Below are 19,072 nucleotides of genomic sequence, written 5' to 3' on the forward strand. Positions count from 1 at the left end.
CGGAGTTATTCATGCATCCCAAGTATTTCGTCCTCGGGGCGTCCGTGCTATTTGCACAGGCGTTGCCGAGTGCTGCGCAGGTGACAGCGCAGCCGTTGTCTCCTGTGGCAACACAGCAGCAAGCACCCGTCGCAGGCCCGCCGCTGACGCTCGATGAAGCCATCGCAAAGGCACTGGCGGCCAACCCAAGCCTGCGCGCGGCCGCGCTCGATGTTGCGATCGCCGACGGCATGCGCCGCCAGGCGGGCCTGTTCCCGAATCCCGAAGTGTCCTTTGTCCGTGAAGGAACGCAACGCGGTACCCGCACCCAGACCGTGCAGCTCAGCCAAGTGCTCGAACTCGGAGGAAAGCGCTCGGCGCGTATCAACCTGGCCGAACGCGAACGCAGTCTTGCGGCAGGCAACCTCAGCGTGGCCCGTACCGATCTGCGCGCCGACGTCACAACGGCCTATTTCGATGCCCTGGGTGCACAGGAGCGCGTGCGCATCGCCCAGACCTCGCTCGACGTCGCAGCGAAAGCAACAGTGGCGGCCGAAAAGCGCGTCACGGCCGGACGGGTTTCGCCTGTCGAGCAGGATCGCGCCGGCGTGGCACAGGCATCGGCGCGGCTCGAGCTGGCCCAGGCGCAGAGCGACCTGGCGATTGCCATGCACACCTTGTCCGCCTATTGGGGCGAAACTGGTCAGGCAAACCTTACCCTGATCGTCCCCGAGCTCGACCTGGCACCAACGCCTGCGCTGGCCGAACTGGAACAGCGGCTGGCCACCTCGCCGCAGCTACGGCGCGCGAACTTGCAGGTCCAGCGCGAGGAAGCTCAGGTCGGCGTCGATCGTGCCCAGCGTATGCCCGACCTCACGCTTATCGTCGGCAACAAAAAGGACGACGAGATCGGGCGTTCGCAGACCGTGGTCGGCCTGTCGGTCCCGCTGCCCTTGTTCAACCGCAACCAGGGCAGCCTGCAGGCCTCGCTCGGTCGCGCCGAGAAGGCACGCGCCGAACTGGAGGCCGAGCGCCTGCGCCTGCACCAGGGGCTGACCAACGCGTACCAGCGCGCCCAGTTGTCGCGCGAGCAGGTGCGCAGCATGCGCGAGAACATCCTGCCGGCAGCGCAGCGCGTGTTCGACTCTGCGGTCATCGGCTTTGAAGCCGGCAAGTTCGGGTTTCTCGACGTGCTCGACGCCCAGCGCACGCTGCTGCAGATCCGCACCCAATACATCCAGGCACTGTACGACCGCTACCGCGCCGTCGCCGACCTTGGCCGCTATGCCGCACCAGACGCAGGCGCCGACCTCAACAACAGGATTGCCCCATGAAGTCGACTATGAACAAGAAATCCCTCTTTTCCATCGCCGCCGTGATTGGCCTGGGTCTCGTGCTCGCGCTCGCCATTCTTTTCTGGAAAAAGGACGCGCCAGCGGCGCAGGGTGAAAGCGAACACGCAGAGGAAACCGCCGAAAAGTCGGGAGGCAAGGAAGAGCATGCCGACGAGCCTCCCGGCCTGATCGAGATGACGCCGCAGCAAGTTCAAGGCGCGGGCATTGCCGTGGCGCAGGCCGCTCCGGCGCGCATCGATACCGCCGTCACGCTGCCGGGCGAAGTGCGCTTCAACGAAGACCGCACCGCGCATATCGTTCCCCGGGTGGCGGGCGTGGTCGAATCGGTCTCCGCCTCGCTCGGCCAGGAGGTGAAGAAGGGCCAGCCACTGGCCATCATCGCAAGCCCCGACCTGGCAGAACTGCGCAGTACCGCCCTCGCCGCGGACAAGCGCCTCGGACTGGCGCGCACCACCTACGAACGCGAGAAGAAGCTGTGGGAAGACAGGATCTCGGCGCAGCAGGACTACCTGCAAGCCGAGCAGGCCTACCGTGAAGCGCAGATCGAGGCGCAGTCGGCCAGGTCGAAATTGACGGCCATCGGTGCCGAAATCAACGGGGGCGCCGTGAACCGCTATGTCCTGCGCTCGCCCTTCAACGGCGTCGTGGTCGAAAAACACCTGTCGCAGGGCGAAGCGGTGAAGGAAGACGCGAATGCCTTCCTGGTGTCCGACCTGTCGACCGTCTGGGTGGAAATTGTGGTGACGGCAAAGGACCTGGAATCGGTCCGCGTCGGCCAGCCGGTCACAATCAAATCCGCTGCCGGCAGCGCATCGGTCACCGGCAAGGTCAGCTATGTGGGTAGCCTGCTGGGCGAACAGACCAGGACCGCGAGCGCACGTGTCGTCATCGATAACCCGGGTCTTGCCTGGCGCCCAGGACTGTTCGTGAACGTCGCCCTTGTGCGCGGCACGAAGGAGGCCGCCGTTGCGGTCGCGGCCGATGCCGTCCAGACCATTGAAGGCAAAACCGTCGTCTTCACGAAAGTGCAGAAGGGCTTCCAGGCCCAGCCAGTCACGCTGGGCGCGAGCGACGGCAAGAACGTCGAGATCGTCGCCGGGCTGAGCGCAGGAGCGCAATACGTTGCAACGGGCAGCTTCGTTGTGAAAGCCGAGCAAGGCAAAAGCAGTGCCGAGCACGAACACTGATCGAGGAACCTGCCATGTTTGAACGAATTATCCGCTTCGCCATCGAGCATCGATGGCTTGTCATGCTGGGCGTCGTCGCGATGGCCGCCATCGGCATCTACAACTACCAGAAACTGCCTATCGACGCGGTGCCCGACATCACCAACGTCCAGGTCCAGATCAACACGTCGGCCGCCGGCTATTCGCCGCTGGAAGCCGAGCAGCGCGTGACATTCCCGATCGAAACGGTCATGGCGGGCCTCCCCGGCCTGGAAGAAACCCGGTCGCTGTCCCGCTATGGCCTGTCGCAGGTGACCGTCATCTTCAAGGATGGCACCGACATCCACTTTGCACGCCAGCTGGTCAACCAGCGGATCCAGGAAGCACGGGAAAACCTGCCGAGCGGTGTGGTGCCGATGATGGGCCCGATCTCTACCGGCTTGGGCGAGATCTACCTCTGGACGGTCGAAAGCGAGCCGGGCGCGAAAAAGCCCGATGGCACACCGTACACCCCGACCGACTTGCGCGAAGTCCAGGACTGGATCATCAAGCCGCAGTTGCGCCAGGTACCCGGCGTCACCGAAATCAATTCGATCGGCGGCTTCGAGAAGGAATACCTGATCGCACCCGATCCGGCCAAGCTCAGCTCCTACGGCCTGTCGCTGTCCGACGTCGTCGGCGCGATCGACCGCAACAATAACAACGTCGGCGCCGGCTATATCGAGCGCCGTGGCGAGCAGTTCCTGATCCGCGCACCGGGCCAGGTGCGTACCCTCGACGATATCCGCAACACGGTCCTCAGCAACGTCAAGGGTGTTGCAATCCGCGTGCGCGACGTGGCGACCGTCGACATCGGGCGCGAACTGCGTACCGGCGCCGCGACCGAAAACGGCAAAGAGGTCGTGCTCGGCACGGTATTCATGCTGATCGGCGAGAACAGCCGCGCCGTGTCGCAGGCCGTTGCCGCCAAGATGGTCGAGGTGAATCGTTCGCTGCCCAAAGGCGTCAAGGCGGTGCCGGTGTACGACCGGACGGTACTGGTCGACAAGGCCATCAATACCGTCAAGAAGAACCTGCTCGAGGGTGCGGTACTGGTGATCGTCATCCTGTTCCTCTTCCTCGGCAACATCCGCGCGGCGATCATCACGGCGATGGTCATCCCCCTGGCGATGCTGTTCACCTTCACGGGCATGGTGTCGTACAAGGTCAGCGCGAACCTGATGAGCCTGGGCGCCCTCGACTTCGGCATCATCATCGATGGCGCGGTGGTGATCGTCGAGAACTGCGTGCGGCGCCTCGCACATGCGCAGGAGCACCACAAGCGTGACCTGACCCTCGCCGAGCGCTTCCATGAAGTGTTCGCCGCTGCCCGGGAAGCACGGCGACCGCTGCTCTTCGGCCAGCTCATCATCATGGTTGTGTACCTGCCGATCTTCGCGCTGTCGGGTGTCGAAGGAAAAATGTTCCACCCGATGGCCTTCGCCGTGGTTGCGGCCCTGGTCGGCGCCATGATCCTGTCGATCACCTTCATCCCCGCCGCGGTGGCCCTGTTTATCGGCAAGCGCGTCACCGAGAAGGAAAACAGGCTCATGGGCATGGCCAAGCAAGCTTATGCGCCGATGCTCGAAAAAGTCATGCGCAACGCGGCACTGGTTATCACGAGCGCGGTCGTCCTCGTCGTCCTGTCGGGGTTACTGGTCACGCGGCTGGGCAGCGAGTTCATCCCGAGCCTGAACGAAGGCGACCTGGCGTTGCAGTCGTTGCGCATTCCTGGCACCAGCCTGAGTCAGTCCGTGGAAATGCAGAAAAAGGTGGAAGCCGGCCTGAAAGCGAAGTTCCCGGAGATCGACAGAGTGTTTGCCCGCACCGGCACTGCCGAGATCGCATCGGACCCGATGCCGCCGAACATCTCGGACGGCTACATCATGCTCAAGCCTGAAGCGCAATGGCCAGCACCGAAGAAGAGCCGCGACGAACTGATCGCGGCGATCCAGGAAGAGGCCGAGAAATACGCGGGTAATTCCTACGAGTTCTCGCAACCGATCCAGTTGCGGTTCAATGAACTGATCTCCGGCGTGCGCAGTGACGTTGCCGTCAAGGTCTTTGGCGACGACATGGACGTGCTTGCATCGACGGGCAAGGAAATAGCCGAGGTACTGCAGCGCATCCCTGGCGCGGCCGAAGTAAAGGTCGAGCAAACGGGCGGCCTGCCTATGTTGACCGTTAACATCGACCGCGAGAAGACTGCGCGCTATGGTCTGAACATCGGCGACGTTCAGGAAGCCCTCGCCATCGCAACCGGCGGTCGCGAAGCCGGCACCATGTTCGAGGGCGACCGCCGCTTCGACATCGTCGTTCGTTTGCCCGAAACGCTACGGACCGATCTCGACGCGCTCAGGCAGCTGCCGATCTCCCTGCCCGCCAAGGACGGCGGCGCGACGACCTATATCCCCCTGGGCGAGGTTGCTTCGCTCGAATTCGCGCCTGGCCCGAACCAGATCAGCCGGGAGAACGGCAAGCGACGCGTTGTCGTGAGCGCAAACGTGCGCGGACGCGATATCGGCTCGTTCGTACCTGAGGCAGCCGCGGCAATCGCCAGGGATGTCAAGGTGCCGGCGGGCTACTGGACGAGCTGGGGCGGTACTTACCAGCAACTGCAGTCGGCCACGACCCGGCTCCAGCTGGTGGTACCGCTCGCCCTGTTCATCGTGTTCACGCTGCTGTTCATGATGTTCAACAACGTGAAGGACGGGCTGCTGGTCTTTACGGGTATCCCCTTCGCCCTGACGGGCGGCGTCATTGCCCTCGCCCTGCGTGGTATTCCAATGTCCATCTCGGCGGCGGTCGGCTTCATCGCCCTGTCGGGTGTCGCGGTGCTGAATGGCCTGGTGATGATTTCCTATATCCGCACCTTGCGCGAAGAAGGCATCGGACTGGACCGGGCCATCACGCACGGAGCCTTGACGCGGCTGCGGCCAGTGCTGATGACGGCCCTGGTGGCGTCCCTTGGCTTCGTGCCGATGGCGATCGCCACCGGCACCGGGGCCGAAGTGCAGCGGCCATTGGCCACCGTTGTGATTGGGGGCATTCTTTCCTCGACGGCGCTGACGCTGCTCGTCCTTCCCCTCCTTTACCGGCTTGCTCATCGCAAAGACAGCGATGAAGTACCAGCGGAGCCGGTGAAGGTCCTCGTGCATTGAGACTGCCGGGCCGCGAGAAATCCTTGCGGCCCGGCTGAGGAGGATGAAATGCGTGAAGACACCCCAGGTCGGAGGTCACCAGGCACACGCCGGCTTTTCGGGCTGGACCTTGCTGCGCACGGAACGGCGCTCCTGAGCTGCATGACTGGAGGAGTCGTTCTGGAAAGCGTCGTCCTCATGGGAGCTGCCTCGCATCACGCAGCAAGCCTCGGTTTCCGCCTGCTATTTGACAACAAGGATGCAGGGCAATCCCGAATCAGGTCGGGCGACGCACTGTGTTCACTTGTCCAGCTCTTCGTTTGGGCATGTTGCCTGCCACTGGCTATATGCGTTACCGCCATGGGCGCACACGGCATGTTTCACGCGGAGCCGCTCAATGCCCTGGCAATAGCAGGCTTCGCGATACCGGGAGCGCTGGCCGCTACGACTACCGCTGCGCTGGCTTTGCGGCCTGGCGGTCCTGGACGTAGAGGGCGCGCGGTCGATGCAATGCTGTCCGGAGCGCCGGCCGTGCTGGCGTTTTGTGTCGCGTTCAGCCCACTGGGCGTTGAGGCAGGAAAGCTGGACGCACTTGCCGGGCTGAGCATCGTACTGATGCTGTGCGCACGTACCGTGCTCCATCTTGGCCGGATTCTGGACTGATTCGCTGCTAGAGAGACAAAGCGTTGAACGCAATCGCAAGGAGACGAACAATGAAACTACAACAACAGCTGCCCGATCCGATACGTGGTCAGCTCATCGAAGTAGTTGGAATCAGCAGCCTGATTTTCTTTGGCCTGATGATGGTGTTTTTCGGTTGGCTCAAATACAAGGACCGCAACAATCCGGCAAACAAGAAGAAAAGGAAGGGCTCAGCACGCAGCGCGAAGAAAAAATAGCAATCCTCCGGCGTCCTTGGCGCCCGTCCGTATCGCGGGCGAGCGGCAGGAAGCGTGCCGAACTCTCCGCGAGGGTCTCGCTTCTCTAATTTGTCAGCACAACCGTAATTACTATATAAGGGGAAAACAATGGGTTCAGGACATTCACATGCAGCACAGCCGGGCCAGAACGAACGACCACTCTGGATTGCCCTCGGCCTTACGACCGCCTTCCTCATCGCTGAAATTATCGGCGGCATCCTTACCAACAGCCTGGCGCTAATCTCGGATGCAGCGCACATGTTTACCGACAGCGCGGCGCTGGCAATTTCACTGGCCGCAATCCGCATCGGCAAACGCCCGGCAGACAGCAACCGGACATTCGGGTACTACCGCTTCGAGATCCTGGCGGCCGCTTTCAACGCCATGCTGCTGTTCGCGGTGGCGATCTACATCCTTTACGAGGCTTACCAGCGACTGCACAATCCACCGGAAATTCAGTCGGGAACGATGCTGATGGTTGCCGCTTTCGGCCTGGTCGTGAACCTCGTTAGCATGCGCCTGCTCTCGAGCGGCAAGGACAGCAGCCTGAACGTCAAGGGCGCCTATCTGGAAGTCTGGAGCGACATGCTCGGTTCGATTGGCGTGATCATTGGTGCGCTCGTTATTCGCTACACCGGCTGGACCTGGGTCGATTCGGTGATTGCCGTTGCGATCGGGCTGTGGGTGCTGCCACGTACTTGGACGCTGCTCAAGGCAAGCATGAACGTGCTGCTCGAGGGGGTGCCAGAGGGACTGGGCATTGCCGACGTCAAGGATGCAATTGCGCGAGTGCCGGGCGTGGCCAGCGTTCACGACCTGCATGTATGGTCGATCACCAGCGGAAAAGCCAGCCTGACCGTGCACGTCGTTCAGGGTACTGCTGTCGCAGACCCGCAAGCTCTGCTGATGGCGATCCGCGAACTCGTGGCGCGCGAGTACGATATCCATCACAGCACCATCCAGATCGAAACGACGCCCTGTGAACAGGCGGCTGAAGAGCACAGCTTCGGGCCTACGCTGGCACACGAGCACGCCGACCACGACGAGCACGAAGGAGAAAAGCGATGATCGACCATATCAGGGCCAACCTCGTCGAGGCACGCGACGCGCTCGACCGCCTCATCAGCGATGATACCCAACTCGGCAATATTCAGGCCGGCGCCTCCCTGTTGATCGACGCATTGCGCAGCGGACGCCGCGTCATCTCGTGCGGAAACGGTGGCTCGATGTGCGATGCGATGCATTTGGCCGAAGAGCTGTCGGGGCGATTCCGCGAGGATCGCCCAGCGATGGCAGCCGTGGCCATCAGCGACCCGAGCTATATCAGCTGTGTGGCCAACGACTACGGCTACGACCAGGTGTTTGCCCGCTTCGTCCAGGGTAACGGCGGCGATGGCGACGTCCTGTTCGCAATCAGCACGAGCGGCAGCAGCCCATCAGTCGTGTTGGCTGCCCAGGCTGCCCGTGCGCGCGGAATGAAGGTGATCGGCCTGACTGGGCGGTCAGGGTCGCAGCTCGAACAGAATGCCGACGTATGCATCTGTACAAGTGCGGGCCGATACGCGGACCGGGTGCAGGAGCTGCATATCAAGGTCATCCATATCCTGATCGAGTTGGTCGAGCGCGCTTTGCAGCCGGCGAACTACCCAGTCAACAAGTAAGCCGCCGACAAGGTCCCAGAATAGGCGTCTGGAAGCGGACGCGCCTGCTTACGTCCCGCCGCGTGCTCCACTGAACTTGAGCAGCCGCAGTCCATTGAAGACCACCAGCAGGCTCGCGCCCATGTCCGCAAACACTGCCATCCACAGGGTGGCCGATCCCGCAATCGCCAGTCCCAGGAACACCGCCTTGATTGAAAGGGCGGTAACGATGTTTTGCTTCAAGATGGCACTGGCCTGCCTGCTCAATCGGATGAACTGAGGGATCTTGCGCAGGTCGTCATCCATGAGCGCGACGTCGGCTGTTTCAATCGCCGTATCCGTGCCGGCCGCCCCCATGGCGAAGCCGATATTCGCCTTGGCCAACGCCGGCGCGTCGTTGATCCCGTCGCCTACCATCCCGCTCGTAAGCAACCTTAAGTACATTGCTCGGTCGCAGTCAGAGCTCAAAGTTGGAACAGTTAGCGGTACTTACGGACAACATCTAGTCCTGAGTGCCTTGTTCGGTCCGGTATCGAACAGCATGGTCAAGGAAGCAAATATCCCTCGCCCATGCTCGAAGCGCTGACTCGGCTTGGAGGCAAGGACTGGACGACCCGTGCACGTGCTCGATGTGGCCCTTCGACCCTGCCGGTTCAGACGCCGCTCGCGAAGCCCTGGTCTGCGCACGAAATCCCGGCATACAATCCAGGCTGTCGCTTGGCTTCGGGTAGGATCAGGGTCGTCTGCGTTGAGCGCAATTCCGACAGTGGCCACAAGCGGCTGTATTAACTAACATTCGTCATGCCCCCTTCAAATTCCGTCATCCCGTCGCCAGCCGTGGTCGCTCCTCTCGAGATCATCACCATTCCCGGGCAGCTCGACGGCTCCCAGGGGACCAACCGCGCACGCGCCGGCACATCCCAGATACGAGCAAATAATGACATCGACGCGATCAAGGCCTGGCTGGCCCGTTTTCTGGAAAAGCGGACCACCTTCGACAACTATCGCAAGGAGGCCGAGCGCCTGCTGCTTTGGTGCACGCTCCAACTGGGCAAACCACTTTCTTCACTGACCCACGAGGATTGGCTCGAGTACCAGCTGTTTCTGCGGAACCCGACGCCCGCGACTCGCTGGATCGCCGCAGAAGGTCGAAAATTCCCGCGGACAGATCCGGGGTGGCGGCCGTTTGCCGGGCCGCTGTCGGCGTCGAGCCAGCGTCAGGCGGCGGTTATCCTGAATACCCTCTTTTCGTGGCTCGTCAACGCAGGCTATCTAGCCGGTAATCCTCTTGCTCTGTCGCGTGAGCGCCGACGGCGATCTGCGCCAAGAATTTCTCGCTATCTCGACGACGAGCTGTGGAATGAAGTAAAAATGACCGTAGACACGCTGCCGCGGGAGACGCCGCGTGAGCGCGAACACTATTTGCGGCTACGCTGGCTGGTCTCGCTCTGTTACGTCTGTGGGTTGCGTATCTCTGAAATCACCAGCAACAGCATGGGAGGCTTTTTCCGGCGCCGCGACCGCGACGGCGAAGAGCGCTGGTGGCTGGAAGTGCTCGGCAAAGGCGACAAATTGCGCATCGTGCCGGCGACCGACGAGCTAATGGTCGAGTTGGCCCGTTACCGACGTGAGTTGGGCCTTCAGCCGTACCCCGTTCCTGGAGAAGCGACGCCACTACTCCTACCGATAGGCGGAAACCCTCGACCGATGTCGCGCGGTGGCGTACATGAGATCTTCAAGGCGCTGTTCGCCAAAACCGCGGATCGACTCCGTCAGCGAGGTCCTGAACACGCACCTGCCGCCGCCCGCGTAACCCAGGCGTCAGCGCACTGGCTGCGCCATACCGCGGGGTCGCATATGGCGAACAACGATGTCGACCTCCGCCACGTTCGCGATAACCTGGGCCACGAGTCGATTAGCACAACGAACACTTACCTGCATTCGTCCGACGACGCCCGCCATGCTGAAACGGAAGAAAAACACCGGATCGGCTGGTAGCCGTATATTGTCGTGATACCGTTGCCGGGTGCGCGGGACCTCGTAACGATCATGGGCTACCGGCTAAGTCCTGCTCCGCCATGTCCTGGGTGAGCTGGATCAGTCGCGCCGGCGTCACCTGCAAGGCGGCAGCGAGCTTGAATAGCACACGCACCGTCGGCTGTCGCTCGCCGCGCTCCATCAGGCTGACGAATGTTCGGTCAACCTCTGCAGCGTGACCCAGCTGTTCTTGGGTCAGGCCCGCTTTCTTCCGCACTACACGCAAAACTTTTCCAAACGCCAGCCCTGGATCCAATGATTTCTCCCGTTACGTAGGAGAAATCATGTCCTTGCTGTATCATTTCGTCTTCGGACTATAGTCATCATTTTGCGTGTTGCGCGGGCCTGCAATTCGAGTAGCTTCGCTACTGCCTGATGGCCGGCGCACACCTTCCTTGCTCCATTCTTTAACGATGTCAACCAGCATTCCTTTCCTCTGTTTCCTCACCGATGATCCTCTTCATCAAACCTTGTGCCTCAGGTACTGGGCTGTTACTGAGGGCGCATGGACTGAGAAATTCGACGCGATCCTGCATGAATCGGGAATCAGCCAACCCAAAATGCTTGAGATTCTGAAGTCGAGTTGCCGCGCCTACTTACGTCATTTCCCCTGTGCCGGATGCGGTGTTCCGCTGGAGGTACGGAATAGAAGCCAGTATTCGCCATCTAGTCGCAGGCCTATCGGCTCCGCTTACTACCGGGGCGTGAACCGGTGCGGATCCTGTGCGGCGGCTGCGCTCGCTACGGACAGGAGGGCCAATGAAATCGTCTTGGCGCAGCACACTGCTCGGATAACGCAGGCTCTGTCGCGTGTCCAGACAGACGCCTCCCCTATTGAGTACTCAGAACTGAGTTATGTGCAGTCGTTTTTCCTGTACAGTGCGCTGGTCGCTGCCAATGCCGGATGGGAGGGTAACCGGCTAGCCTCAATGGACTCGCAGCCAGGAGAACTGGGGCCGACACCGGACCTGTCGCAGCGTGTCTATAAGACGCTATACGAAGACAGGATCATTTCTCCCGACCCTGCCTCCGACCCTCGGGTATTCACGATCCGCGATGAGGACGGAGCCATCAACTTTTCTTTCGAAAGTGTCGGTTGGGTACTGGCTCCCGATGCATCCGGGCGCTCCATGAAGGAGGTCTTTTCCCTACTGCTTACGCGCCTCGACGACCCCGAGCCGGACGCCGTTGAACAGCTCTGGTTCATGGTCGCCGAGAGCGAGTGCCGCCGGTACTTCCTCAAACAGTGTGAACGGTACCGTTTCTTCCAGCCCGATATCTATTCTCCAAAAGTCGCGGCCGTCGTTCACGACTTCCTGACGCACTACTCCATCGGGCAAGTGTGGAACGTGATTTTTTATGTGTTGAAGGATATGGCAGCTCTTGCGCAAGAAAAGACTTACGCGCGCCAGCATGTCTACAATATGATTCCTGGAAACCTGCGGCGCTACTTTGATTACCGTTTAGGCAACAACAAGGCAATACGGCCATGGCAGCGGCCTGCGCCGCTTACGGAATCGTGGATGAGCAGCATCCTCTTCGATAAGGTGCTTGGGGATGGAAACACGTCGTTCGAGATGCTGACTGGCCAGTCGGTGGGGCCTCATGTGGAGTTTGCCCATCGGTTGAATGATAGATGAGCTGCCGACCGTGGGTCAGGTTTGGCTTTCGAAAAACACCTTGCCGCGGAGCTGTCGGTCTCAGTAAGTCCCAGGGAATTGGACCCGGCGGACACATCATCCGGACGACGCACCAAGGATGATCGCGGCTGCCTCCTATCTCGAATAGCAGACGCGGTTGCGTGTACCGTACAGCGGAAAACGTAGTTCCTTGTGACTGCCTATCGCACAATAGTCGCCAGCTGAGCCAAGTGGGTTTTTCGATGTTGCCGCCCTCCTGGCAAACCATAGGCCGCAGCCGGGTGCGGCATTGGGCAGCGAAGGTAAACGACGGTCGGGTCTCCCTGCACATCCGAGCCGGTCACGGCCCAGTATGTGTCGTAGCGCACCGGACGGAATGCGCCTTTCCAGTGAATGGTGCCTTTGGCATCGTTTTCCATTGCATCGGCAAGCCGCTCACGGAAGCTTTCCACGCAGGCGTTTGCGAAAATGTGATCGATCACCCAATGCTGCGTCGGACGAGACCAATGACTCGGGCATGGTGAGGGTCGAGACGAAACCCATCCAAGCACCCCGTAAAACGCACGCCGGGGCGCCCCGAACAGGTAACGCGGTGTCCCGCATCCCTCCCACGACATCCGCCATCTGATGTACGCCTCGGCGACCGGGCAAAAGCTCGCAGTGGTCTCCTCGTCCGTCCGCCACCACAGGTGGCGCGCCGCAGCGATCACGCAACGCCTGTGTCGCCGAATGACATGCTTCCACAGATGGCGGCGGACCGCCTGGTACACCGTGGTAACCGACCGCATCTCAGCTTCTCCGCGCGGCTCCCCGACGGTCTCGCTGTTACTCATGTGTTCGATCTGATTCCCCCAGGACGGGTATTGTAGAGCCGGATCTTCATCGTCCGGGTGCGCCGCCGCCGGCATTCCTCGCTCCGCTCGTTCCAACGCTTCCATCGCTAGTGTGGCCTGAGCCTTCACTTTGGCAAAGCGCAGATGATCGATTACTTGCGATACAAACCCGATATAGCGCGACATCCGGCCGTCCGCGCTGGGCCTCGAGAAGATCAGTTCGCCCTGTCCGTATTGCTGCACCCGGCGTTCCATCTCCATCTTGGCAAGCACGGTTTCCTCTTCAAGCCGAAGAAATGCCACGGTCTCCCCAAGCGCGATGCGCTCACGCGGGCGTGGCACCAGGACGCTCGCGCGTGCGTCGCGCAGGCCGGGTGCCATATCCGCCTTGCAATGGGGGCAACAGAACGGCATGGCCAGAAGATCCTGGCGCAGCCGATACGGTATGGACTGCCCGCACCAGCGACAGAATGTCCGCAAAGCCATCTGATGAATAGGACAAGCGGAAACAAGGGTCATCTGGAAGATGGGCGTATGAAATCCGCGGGCCATGCATGCTTCGCACCAGCGCAAGTGTTCGCTCGATTTGGTGCCGCTTTTAGGCAGCAGCTCAAAAAGGAATGTGGCACGCACTTCTCTCGGCGGAATTCGAAAGGCCTCCGCCATTATTTCGATATCAAAAAGTCTTGCGTCGCGCAGATCCACGTTCGGGTTCGCACAGGTTTCGCTCTTGATCCCACACTTCCTGCTAATGAACGCTTTGGCGATCTCTTTTCCGGAAACCGCGTTTAACATACCGAATTTGAGAACCAGTGCATACGCAGAGCACATGCCGCTATACCAGTCATTGCGCCAACACCAGCTGGTTTCTGGTGGCCGCACGGTGTCGAGAATGATTCGGACCGTCATTCGACCTCCACCAGATCCGCCGACGTGCTCCCATGATGCAACTCCTCTTGAGCCAAGACATAGCTTGCCTCAAGTACCGCCTCGTCCCAAATCTCGGAAGTAAATTCGAAGGTCGGCCCATCCAATCCCATTTTTTCGGAGAATGCTATTTCAACCGCGTACGCGAAGTACTGCATCGGCACCTCCATCTCGAAGTTGAATCCCGCAAGACGGTGCGCCCTGTTAAAGGCAGCCCAAAGCTGCCCCGCCTGGTCTACAAGCCGTAGGCCGGCCGACCATGCCTCCGGAAAGAAAAAGCGTGTATATGTCCAGCCACTACCCAGCGGATATTCTGCCTCGTCGTACGCCTGGAGGCACGTGGCAAAATCGTCTGGTGAGCGCAACCCGTCAAAGCGCATTTCCGTGATCATGAATCGCAGGACGATCTGCGTGTGGCCGCTCTGGCGGAGTGCGCTTTTGACGTTGAGCAGTTGCGGTTGGCCGACTGACAGGGTCAGCATCCTGATTCCTTTGCGCTCGAGGCTATCGTGCACATCACGTAACCATTCATATTCGATGACATCGAGCCGCTGCGCCTCGTCGGCAAAGAAGACGACCCAGTTATAACCAGAGCCGTCTACCATCTCGCAAATTTTCTCTATCAAGCGCACGCGTTTTCTGGGATTCGTTCCGCCCAGGTGCTTATGCCCTGCGCCAATGAGCAAGTTAGTGAAAAACGCGTCCTCAGAGGGTGTCTTTTTCTTCTCGCAGCCAAAACTGATAAAGACAGACTTGGGAAAATCCACCCGCAACGTGCTGATCACGTACCGGATACTGTAGGTCTTACCAAAACGAGGAAATCCGTAAATGATCGCACCGGGAGTGCGGAGGCGGATCAGTTTTTTCACCCGTTCGACGAGCGCGTCGATCGTTGGGGTAGGCACAATGTACGTCTTCAGCGTCATCGGGTGTTCGTCGACGCTTACGGGGCGGATGTCGTTTTTCACCCAACGCTCCTAAAAGGTAACAATGCGGCGAATTTTTAGCACGCGGGGTTGCGCCGTGGGCACCTCGTCCGGGGGCGCTGGCTCTGGTACTGGAACGAGGGGCGCCTCTGTCGCCGGTGTAGCGGTGGGCGAATCCTCAGTCGCTGCGGGAGCGAGAGGTGCAGTCGAGCCTTCCCCTTCGGGGCTGTCCGGACCTTCAGGGTGCTCGGCTGGATTCGGCTCTGCAGCCGGCATCACCTGTCTGCCGTTGACGTGTGCCTGCGCTAGTGCATTTGCAGCTCGCTTGCTCGTGCGCGCTTCGCTCCACCTCTTTCTCTCCCAAGCTTCGATGGGGTCCATGCCATCCTTTACTACGAGCTTGCCTTCCTCGATCTCGCGGAAAATTTGCTGCCGGAGGCGTAAGGAATGCGGCGTCGCATTCCAGGGCCGGGCAGCGGTCAGAATGCCCAGCTCGGTTCCATCTTCGAAAAACGCCTTGACGGTACGAATGTCGCGCACATCATAATAAATCCGGATTTTTTTATTGATGAGCCCAGCATTTCCGGCTAACTCCTTGCTGGTATATCGGACATTGGAGAAATTAATGTGCGGGCGTACCCCCGTCTTTAAGGAACCCTTCACCGGCACCACCCGCGCTTCCTGAAGCAGGCAAAGGCTGGACCGGAGAAAGCGCGGCAGGCTGCGGAGATAACACGGCTTGCGGCGCAACCAGTGGCGCATTGCTGCTAACGGTGTCACACCCAGGAGTCCGCCGTGACCACTGCCGTTATAGTTAGCAATCACCACTTCAATAAGCTGTTCCAGCTCCTCGTACTCAATCAGTAACGAGATATCGCCCCCCGGGTCGCCCAATGCTTTTTCGATGGATTCAGGATCATTTCCCAAGGTTCCTGGAAAACGGTGCGCAAAATGGCGGGAAAGGAGCTGGAAGAAGCGCTCAATGAACGGTCGCGCATCTGGCTCGCCTGCCGGCCCGTTCTCGGTCCAGCAGCCGACAATCTGGGTCAGGCGCTCAAGGGTTGCAGCTGCCAAGTGCGACTTGGCTCCATCGAAGCGAAACCAATCCCAGCACGCGTAAGCGGTCACGGGAAATACGGCCGAAGGAAAGCCTCCCCCTTCGTCGATTTCGAGGTCAGGAATTGTGTACTTCCGAGGGACAAAAGGAGTAAGCGCCGACTGCAATGCGGCAGCGACGTCGTCCTTGTTATACTCCTTGCCGAACGCAAGGGAGTAGCCAAGCACGGCGCGGGATTGTACGTCGAGCAGGACAAGGATCCAGATACGGTGAAGCTCGAGAGTTCGCTCGAAGCCAAGTGGGTCCTTGAGCCTAATGGTAAGACGCAGATCCAGCTTATGACCGTCGAATTCGATTACTTGGAACGGCCGGGTGGCTGCCGGTGCCTGTTCCTCATCCCCTGGTGCTGCACCGGTGCGCTGCCCTCCAGCGTCGGTTGCGGCGTTTGGATACTTTTTTGCGCTCATTTTTCTCAGGTAGGTCTGCATAGTGCGAAACCCCTGCCGCTGCTCAGTAAATGGATACTCGTTGGACTTGATCTTCTCGGCCCGGCACGCTCTGATAAATTCGTCGTGGATCGCGCGTAGCGGCTTCCGGACTTGCCGTGCCCTCTTCTGCCCCTTGATCGGCCGAACTCGTTCGACGGCGCGCTTGAGCAAGAGTTTTTCGATCGGAGGATGTTCGCGGAGGAGCTGTGCGAAGGCGCCTGCGCATCCGCTGTATCCTTCCCGTTCCCCGTCGACTCGTTGCTGACGTTCATAATCCGCGAGCCGTTCGTATGGAATCACGGCTCGAAAACCATAAATTCTCCCGTCCGCGTGCTTTTGCCAGCACTTCTCGATCAACCGGTACAGGGTGGACCGCGAGACCCCCGTGTTCTTCAAAATAGCGTTGACCGGTACGTGTTTCTCTTCGATAAAGTCCTTTATCGCATCGCAGCGCGCTCTGAAAGGAGCCCGATCCTCTTCGCGCAACGCGGATGGGTCGACACTTGGCCAGGTCTGCAGGTCCGCAAGAAAATCCGGGATCGACGCCCGATCGAAGCGCAACTTGCCGTACGAAAGATTTTTCATGCAGGCGTGAACGTCATTGACGAATTGAGAGGAGAATGCTCAAGCTGCGGACAAAGCGCCAGGCCTCGGTGTAGCAGAGAAAAGAGCGCAACGCGGGCGAGCACTGGGTCCTGATCGTCAAAGTCTTGCTCGAGCTGCTCAAGAGCGAGGCCATCTTCTATCGCTTTATGGACCTCTTCAGAAAGCGCCCGAGGAACGTAACGGGCGAACGCGGAAAGATCCCGGATAATCAAGCCCCAATTCTCCAGTAGTACGAGGCGGCGCACATCGTCCGCAGGATCGACGAGTACGACCGGCGTGCGACTCGCGTCGAGCCATGATTGCACCTTCTTCGGCAGAGATATTTTGCCCTCTTCCGGCAGCTCGGATTGTCTCAGCAGAATGACAAAACATTCGCTATCTTTCCTTCGAACCCAGAAATCGACAATACGACTCGTTTCCGGTATTACTAGCGGCCTCTCGCAGTAGGTCTCGACGCTTGGGTCTGCTTCGAGACTTGTCCACGCAAGCAAAGCGGGCCGGCCAAAAATTGTAAGTTCACGGCTAACCTTCGGACCGAACACGTCATAACGATGGGCTTTCGAATTACGGGCGTTACTCGCTGGACGTACAAAGCGCGGGTTAGGTGCCATGACCATCCTTTCGCTGACGACCCGGATCCCGCGAGCAGACCGGCAGCACAAGCCCTCCGACGCCTCCGTCAAACTCCGTTGTCCGCTGTGCCAAGAGAAGTGCAGACCGAAGCACGCCAGCGGCCCCTGCCTGTGGCGGCGCCAGCCTGTTTTCATTCGCCAACGTCGCGATGCCTGTACCGATCATGTTGCACCTCGTTCTAGTTAACTTTTAAATATCGTAATAGAAATCTGTCAACAGGTCGACAATGCGTCGAAGTTCGAAGTAAAATTGGGACACTTCGGAGGAATTTATCCAAATATTCAGTGGTTTAGCTTGCCGCGATAGTCTCTAGACTGGTTTTCTCGTGCGGAAGTTCGGCAGCAGTGTGCACTCATTGGCGAGTTTCAAAATTACTTCATTCGAGTATGAAGTAATTTTGAAACAGGCGAAAAAAAAGCACTGACGAATCAATGCTTTGCGTGTTCATGGGGTGACCACTTTTACTTCACTGGACGTAGGACCACTCCTAGCGTCACCAGCTATGCTGTCGAGACCAGGAAGTCTGCCCTCCGAAACGCCGACCGATTGCGGCTGCCGATTGCATTCCCTATCGGTGCATGATCAAGCGCTGAGCTGGGCGCTCTGGCAAATGGCAAGCGCCAACACATCGCGCTGGTACGCCATTCTTGCAATTGCGATGTTGGCGAGTATACCGCCCAATCCCGACCCGCCGATGAACGCGCCCAGACACCAATAAAGCCACTGGTCGACCGCGCCGCTGCTGGACGGAAGATTGTGCCAGGCGGTCCACGCGCCGCTGACCACTGCGAGTATGGCCACCTTGTCGGAGCCACCCAGCATGATCCCTAGCCGCAGGCGAGATCGCTCGATGCGCAGCCCCAGCCACTTTTCGGCCAGGACGAGCTCGGCGAGCGTGAAACTCGCCAGTGTGGCGGCGTTCGCGAGATCGTGGGCTGCGACCAGTTGCCGCTGCTGGTAGGCGTAGGTCTCGAAGCGGCTGATGTCTCTTGCCAGCGGCAAGACGTCGACAGCGACGCACAGCACGCCGCTCACGGTGAGTGCGCGTAACAGCCAGTCCAGGGCGACGGTCGGATGGCTTGGCAACGCCCAGGGCAACAGCGGCCATCCAGCAAGCACGAGGATAGTGACAAAGCAGATGCCAACCGCCCAGCGCAGGGAGATCGCGATGCGTCTGCATTTCCTCTCAAAATCGTTGCTGAGTGTTTCGTCGGAAATCGGACGCGCTTTGTGCAGCGTGTAGAGCACGTCGTGTATGGCTTCGTTGTGCAATTGAAAAGACCAGCCGGGTGAGTGAGATAGCGATTATCCACGGCCGGCCCGCGCCACGCTATACTCAGGCGTCGCAAGCAGGGAGCATCTACCTCGCCTACCCGGGCATGCGTGCGATGCCGGATCCAACTCGACAATATATTTGCTAATGTCGAGTCCGTATTGGACCGCCTGAACCCAGCGCCGGCACGGAAATCTCGGGAACGTCGATCATCGGCGCGATCGCGCAATACATGCGCGATGGACTTGGCGTGCCTCTTTTTTCCGGTCGCTGGACGTACGCGCACGCGGGTTCGTGGCCCGCGTGCGCCTGCACCTGACTGCGATGCTCTTTGCGACCAGGCATCCGCCTCGCCCATCCCGCATGCCCTGCTTCTCGCCATGAGCTGTCGACCCCGATGGCCACGCGGCGCA

General features: G+C 60.0%; 15 protein-coding genes and 1 pseudogene. 9 read left to right on the top strand and 7 right to left on the bottom strand.

The features are described 5' to 3' along the window. Window positions 1-11 precede the first annotated feature (11 nt). From QPK31_RS13360 to QPK31_RS13390, 7 genes are all read left to right on the top strand, one after another. Window positions 12-1,313, top strand: a complete 1,302-nt coding sequence (locus QPK31_RS13360; RefSeq protein ID WP_290423421.1) for a TolC family protein — start codon at window positions 12-14, stop codon at window positions 1,311-1,313. Between the two features lie 8 nt (window positions 1,314-1,321). Continuing rightward, on the top strand, window positions 1,322-2,521 hold the full coding sequence (locus QPK31_RS13365; RefSeq protein ID WP_290423422.1) for an efflux RND transporter periplasmic adaptor subunit: 1,200 nt from the start codon (window positions 1,322-1,324) through the stop codon (window positions 2,519-2,521). A 14-nt stretch (window positions 2,522-2,535) separates the two neighbouring features. Beyond that, window positions 2,536-5,700, top strand: a complete 3,165-nt coding sequence (locus tag QPK31_RS13370) for a CusA/CzcA family heavy metal efflux RND transporter (protein WP_290423423.1) — start codon at window positions 2,536-2,538, stop codon at window positions 5,698-5,700. A 48-nt stretch (window positions 5,701-5,748) separates the two neighbouring features. After that, window positions 5,749-6,342: a hypothetical protein gene (locus QPK31_RS13375; RefSeq protein ID WP_290423424.1), complete on the top strand. Its 594-nt coding sequence runs from the start codon at window positions 5,749-5,751 to the stop codon at window positions 6,340-6,342. Window positions 6,343-6,392: 50 nt separating this feature from the next. Next, window positions 6,393-6,578 (top strand): hypothetical protein, encoded by a 186-nt coding sequence (locus QPK31_RS13380; RefSeq protein ID WP_290423425.1) that lies wholly within the window; start codon window positions 6,393-6,395, stop codon window positions 6,576-6,578. A 129-nt stretch (window positions 6,579-6,707) separates the two neighbouring features. After that, window positions 6,708-7,667, top strand: a complete 960-nt coding sequence (locus QPK31_RS13385) for a cation diffusion facilitator family transporter (RefSeq protein ID WP_290423426.1) — start codon at window positions 6,708-6,710, stop codon at window positions 7,665-7,667. After that, window positions 7,664-8,260, top strand: a complete 597-nt coding sequence (locus tag QPK31_RS13390) for an SIS domain-containing protein (protein ID WP_290423427.1) — start codon at window positions 7,664-7,666, stop codon at window positions 8,258-8,260. Before QPK31_RS13385 ends, QPK31_RS13390 begins: the two co-directional genes overlap by 4 nt. Window positions 8,261-8,308: 48 nt before the next feature. Here QPK31_RS13390 and QPK31_RS13395 read toward each other — a convergent pair. Then, window positions 8,309-8,659: pseudogene (locus QPK31_RS13395) on the bottom strand (cation-transporting P-type ATPase); the annotation flags it as partial. Between the two features lie 381 nt (window positions 8,660-9,040). Here QPK31_RS13395 and QPK31_RS13400 point away from each other — a divergent pair. Then, window positions 9,041-10,237, top strand: a complete 1,197-nt coding sequence (locus QPK31_RS13400; protein ID WP_290423428.1) for a tyrosine-type recombinase/integrase — start codon at window positions 9,041-9,043, stop codon at window positions 10,235-10,237. 49 nt (window positions 10,238-10,286) lie between these two features. Here the strand turns inward: QPK31_RS13400 and QPK31_RS13405 are convergent, their stop codons facing one another. Continuing rightward, window positions 10,287-10,532 carry a helix-turn-helix domain-containing protein gene (locus QPK31_RS13405; protein ID WP_290423429.1) on the bottom strand — a complete coding sequence of 82 codons (246 nt, stop codon included), beginning with the start codon at window positions 10,530-10,532 and terminating at the stop codon, window positions 10,287-10,289. Between the two features lie 514 nt (window positions 10,533-11,046). Here QPK31_RS13405 and QPK31_RS13410 point away from each other — a divergent pair. Continuing rightward, window positions 11,047-11,916 (top strand): hypothetical protein, encoded by an 870-nt coding sequence (locus tag QPK31_RS13410; RefSeq protein WP_290423430.1) that lies wholly within the window; start codon window positions 11,047-11,049, stop codon window positions 11,914-11,916. Window positions 11,917-12,116: 200 nt separating this feature from the next. Here QPK31_RS13410 and QPK31_RS13415 read toward each other — a convergent pair whose 3' ends face one another. The 5 genes from QPK31_RS13415 to QPK31_RS13435 all read right to left on the bottom strand — a co-directional run bounded on the left by QPK31_RS13415 (window position 12,117) and on the right by QPK31_RS13435 (window position 18,658). Then, window positions 12,117-13,658: a hypothetical protein gene (locus QPK31_RS13415; protein ID WP_290423431.1), complete on the bottom strand. Its 1,542-nt coding sequence runs from the start codon at window positions 13,656-13,658 to the stop codon at window positions 12,117-12,119. Beyond that, window positions 13,655-14,644 carry an ATP-binding protein gene (locus QPK31_RS13420; protein ID WP_290423432.1) on the bottom strand — a complete coding sequence of 330 codons (990 nt, stop codon included), beginning with the start codon at window positions 14,642-14,644 and terminating at the stop codon, window positions 13,655-13,657. The genes QPK31_RS13415 and QPK31_RS13420 overlap by 4 nt, the downstream gene beginning before the upstream one ends. Before the next feature lie 9 nt (window positions 14,645-14,653). Continuing rightward, window positions 14,654-16,732, bottom strand: a complete 2,079-nt coding sequence (locus tag QPK31_RS13425) for a Mu transposase C-terminal domain-containing protein (protein ID WP_290423433.1) — start codon at window positions 16,730-16,732, stop codon at window positions 14,654-14,656. Further along, on the bottom strand, window positions 16,729-17,364 hold the full coding sequence (locus tag QPK31_RS13430; RefSeq protein ID WP_290423434.1) for a hypothetical protein: 636 nt from the start codon (window positions 17,362-17,364) through the stop codon (window positions 16,729-16,731). The genes QPK31_RS13425 and QPK31_RS13430 overlap by 4 nt, the downstream gene beginning before the upstream one ends. Window positions 17,365-17,968: 604 nt before the next feature. Then, window positions 17,969-18,658: a hypothetical protein gene (locus QPK31_RS13435; RefSeq protein WP_290423435.1), complete on the bottom strand. Its 690-nt coding sequence runs from the start codon at window positions 18,656-18,658 to the stop codon at window positions 17,969-17,971. Window positions 18,659-19,072: the final 414 nt, after the last annotated feature.

Source organism: Massilia sp. YIM B02769 (genome assembly GCF_030411995.1).
Classification (GTDB): Bacteria; Pseudomonadota; Gammaproteobacteria; order Burkholderiales; family Burkholderiaceae_D; genus Telluria.

Excerpts from the sequence above, each read along its gene's own strand:
- QPK31_RS13360 (WP_290423421.1), top strand. The coding sequence starts at position 12 with ATGCATCCCAAGTATTTCGTCCTCGGGGCGTCCGTGCTATTTGCACAG.
- QPK31_RS13365 (WP_290423422.1), top strand. The coding sequence starts at position 1,322 with ATGAACAAGAAATCCCTCTTTTCCATCGCCGCCGTGATTGGCCTGGGT.
- QPK31_RS13370 (WP_290423423.1), top strand. The coding sequence starts at position 2,536 with ATGTTTGAACGAATTATCCGCTTCGCCATCGAGCATCGATGGCTTGTC.
- QPK31_RS13375 (WP_290423424.1), top strand. The coding sequence starts at position 5,749 with ATGCGTGAAGACACCCCAGGTCGGAGGTCACCAGGCACACGCCGGCTT.
- QPK31_RS13380 (WP_290423425.1), top strand. The coding sequence starts at position 6,393 with ATGAAACTACAACAACAGCTGCCCGATCCGATACGTGGTCAGCTCATC.
- QPK31_RS13385 (WP_290423426.1), top strand. The coding sequence starts at position 6,708 with ATGGGTTCAGGACATTCACATGCAGCACAGCCGGGCCAGAACGAACGA.
- QPK31_RS13390 (WP_290423427.1), top strand. The coding sequence starts at position 7,664 with ATGATCGACCATATCAGGGCCAACCTCGTCGAGGCACGCGACGCGCTC.
- QPK31_RS13400 (WP_290423428.1), top strand. The coding sequence starts at position 9,041 with ATGCCCCCTTCAAATTCCGTCATCCCGTCGCCAGCCGTGGTCGCTCCT.
- QPK31_RS13415 (WP_290423431.1), bottom strand. The coding sequence starts at position 13,658 with ATGACGGTCCGAATCATTCTCGACACCGTGCGGCCACCAGAAACCAGC.
- QPK31_RS13425 (WP_290423433.1), bottom strand. The coding sequence starts at position 16,732 with ATGAAAAATCTTTCGTACGGCAAGTTGCGCTTCGATCGGGCGTCGATC.
- QPK31_RS13430 (WP_290423434.1), bottom strand. The coding sequence starts at position 17,364 with ATGGCACCTAACCCGCGCTTTGTACGTCCAGCGAGTAACGCCCGTAAT.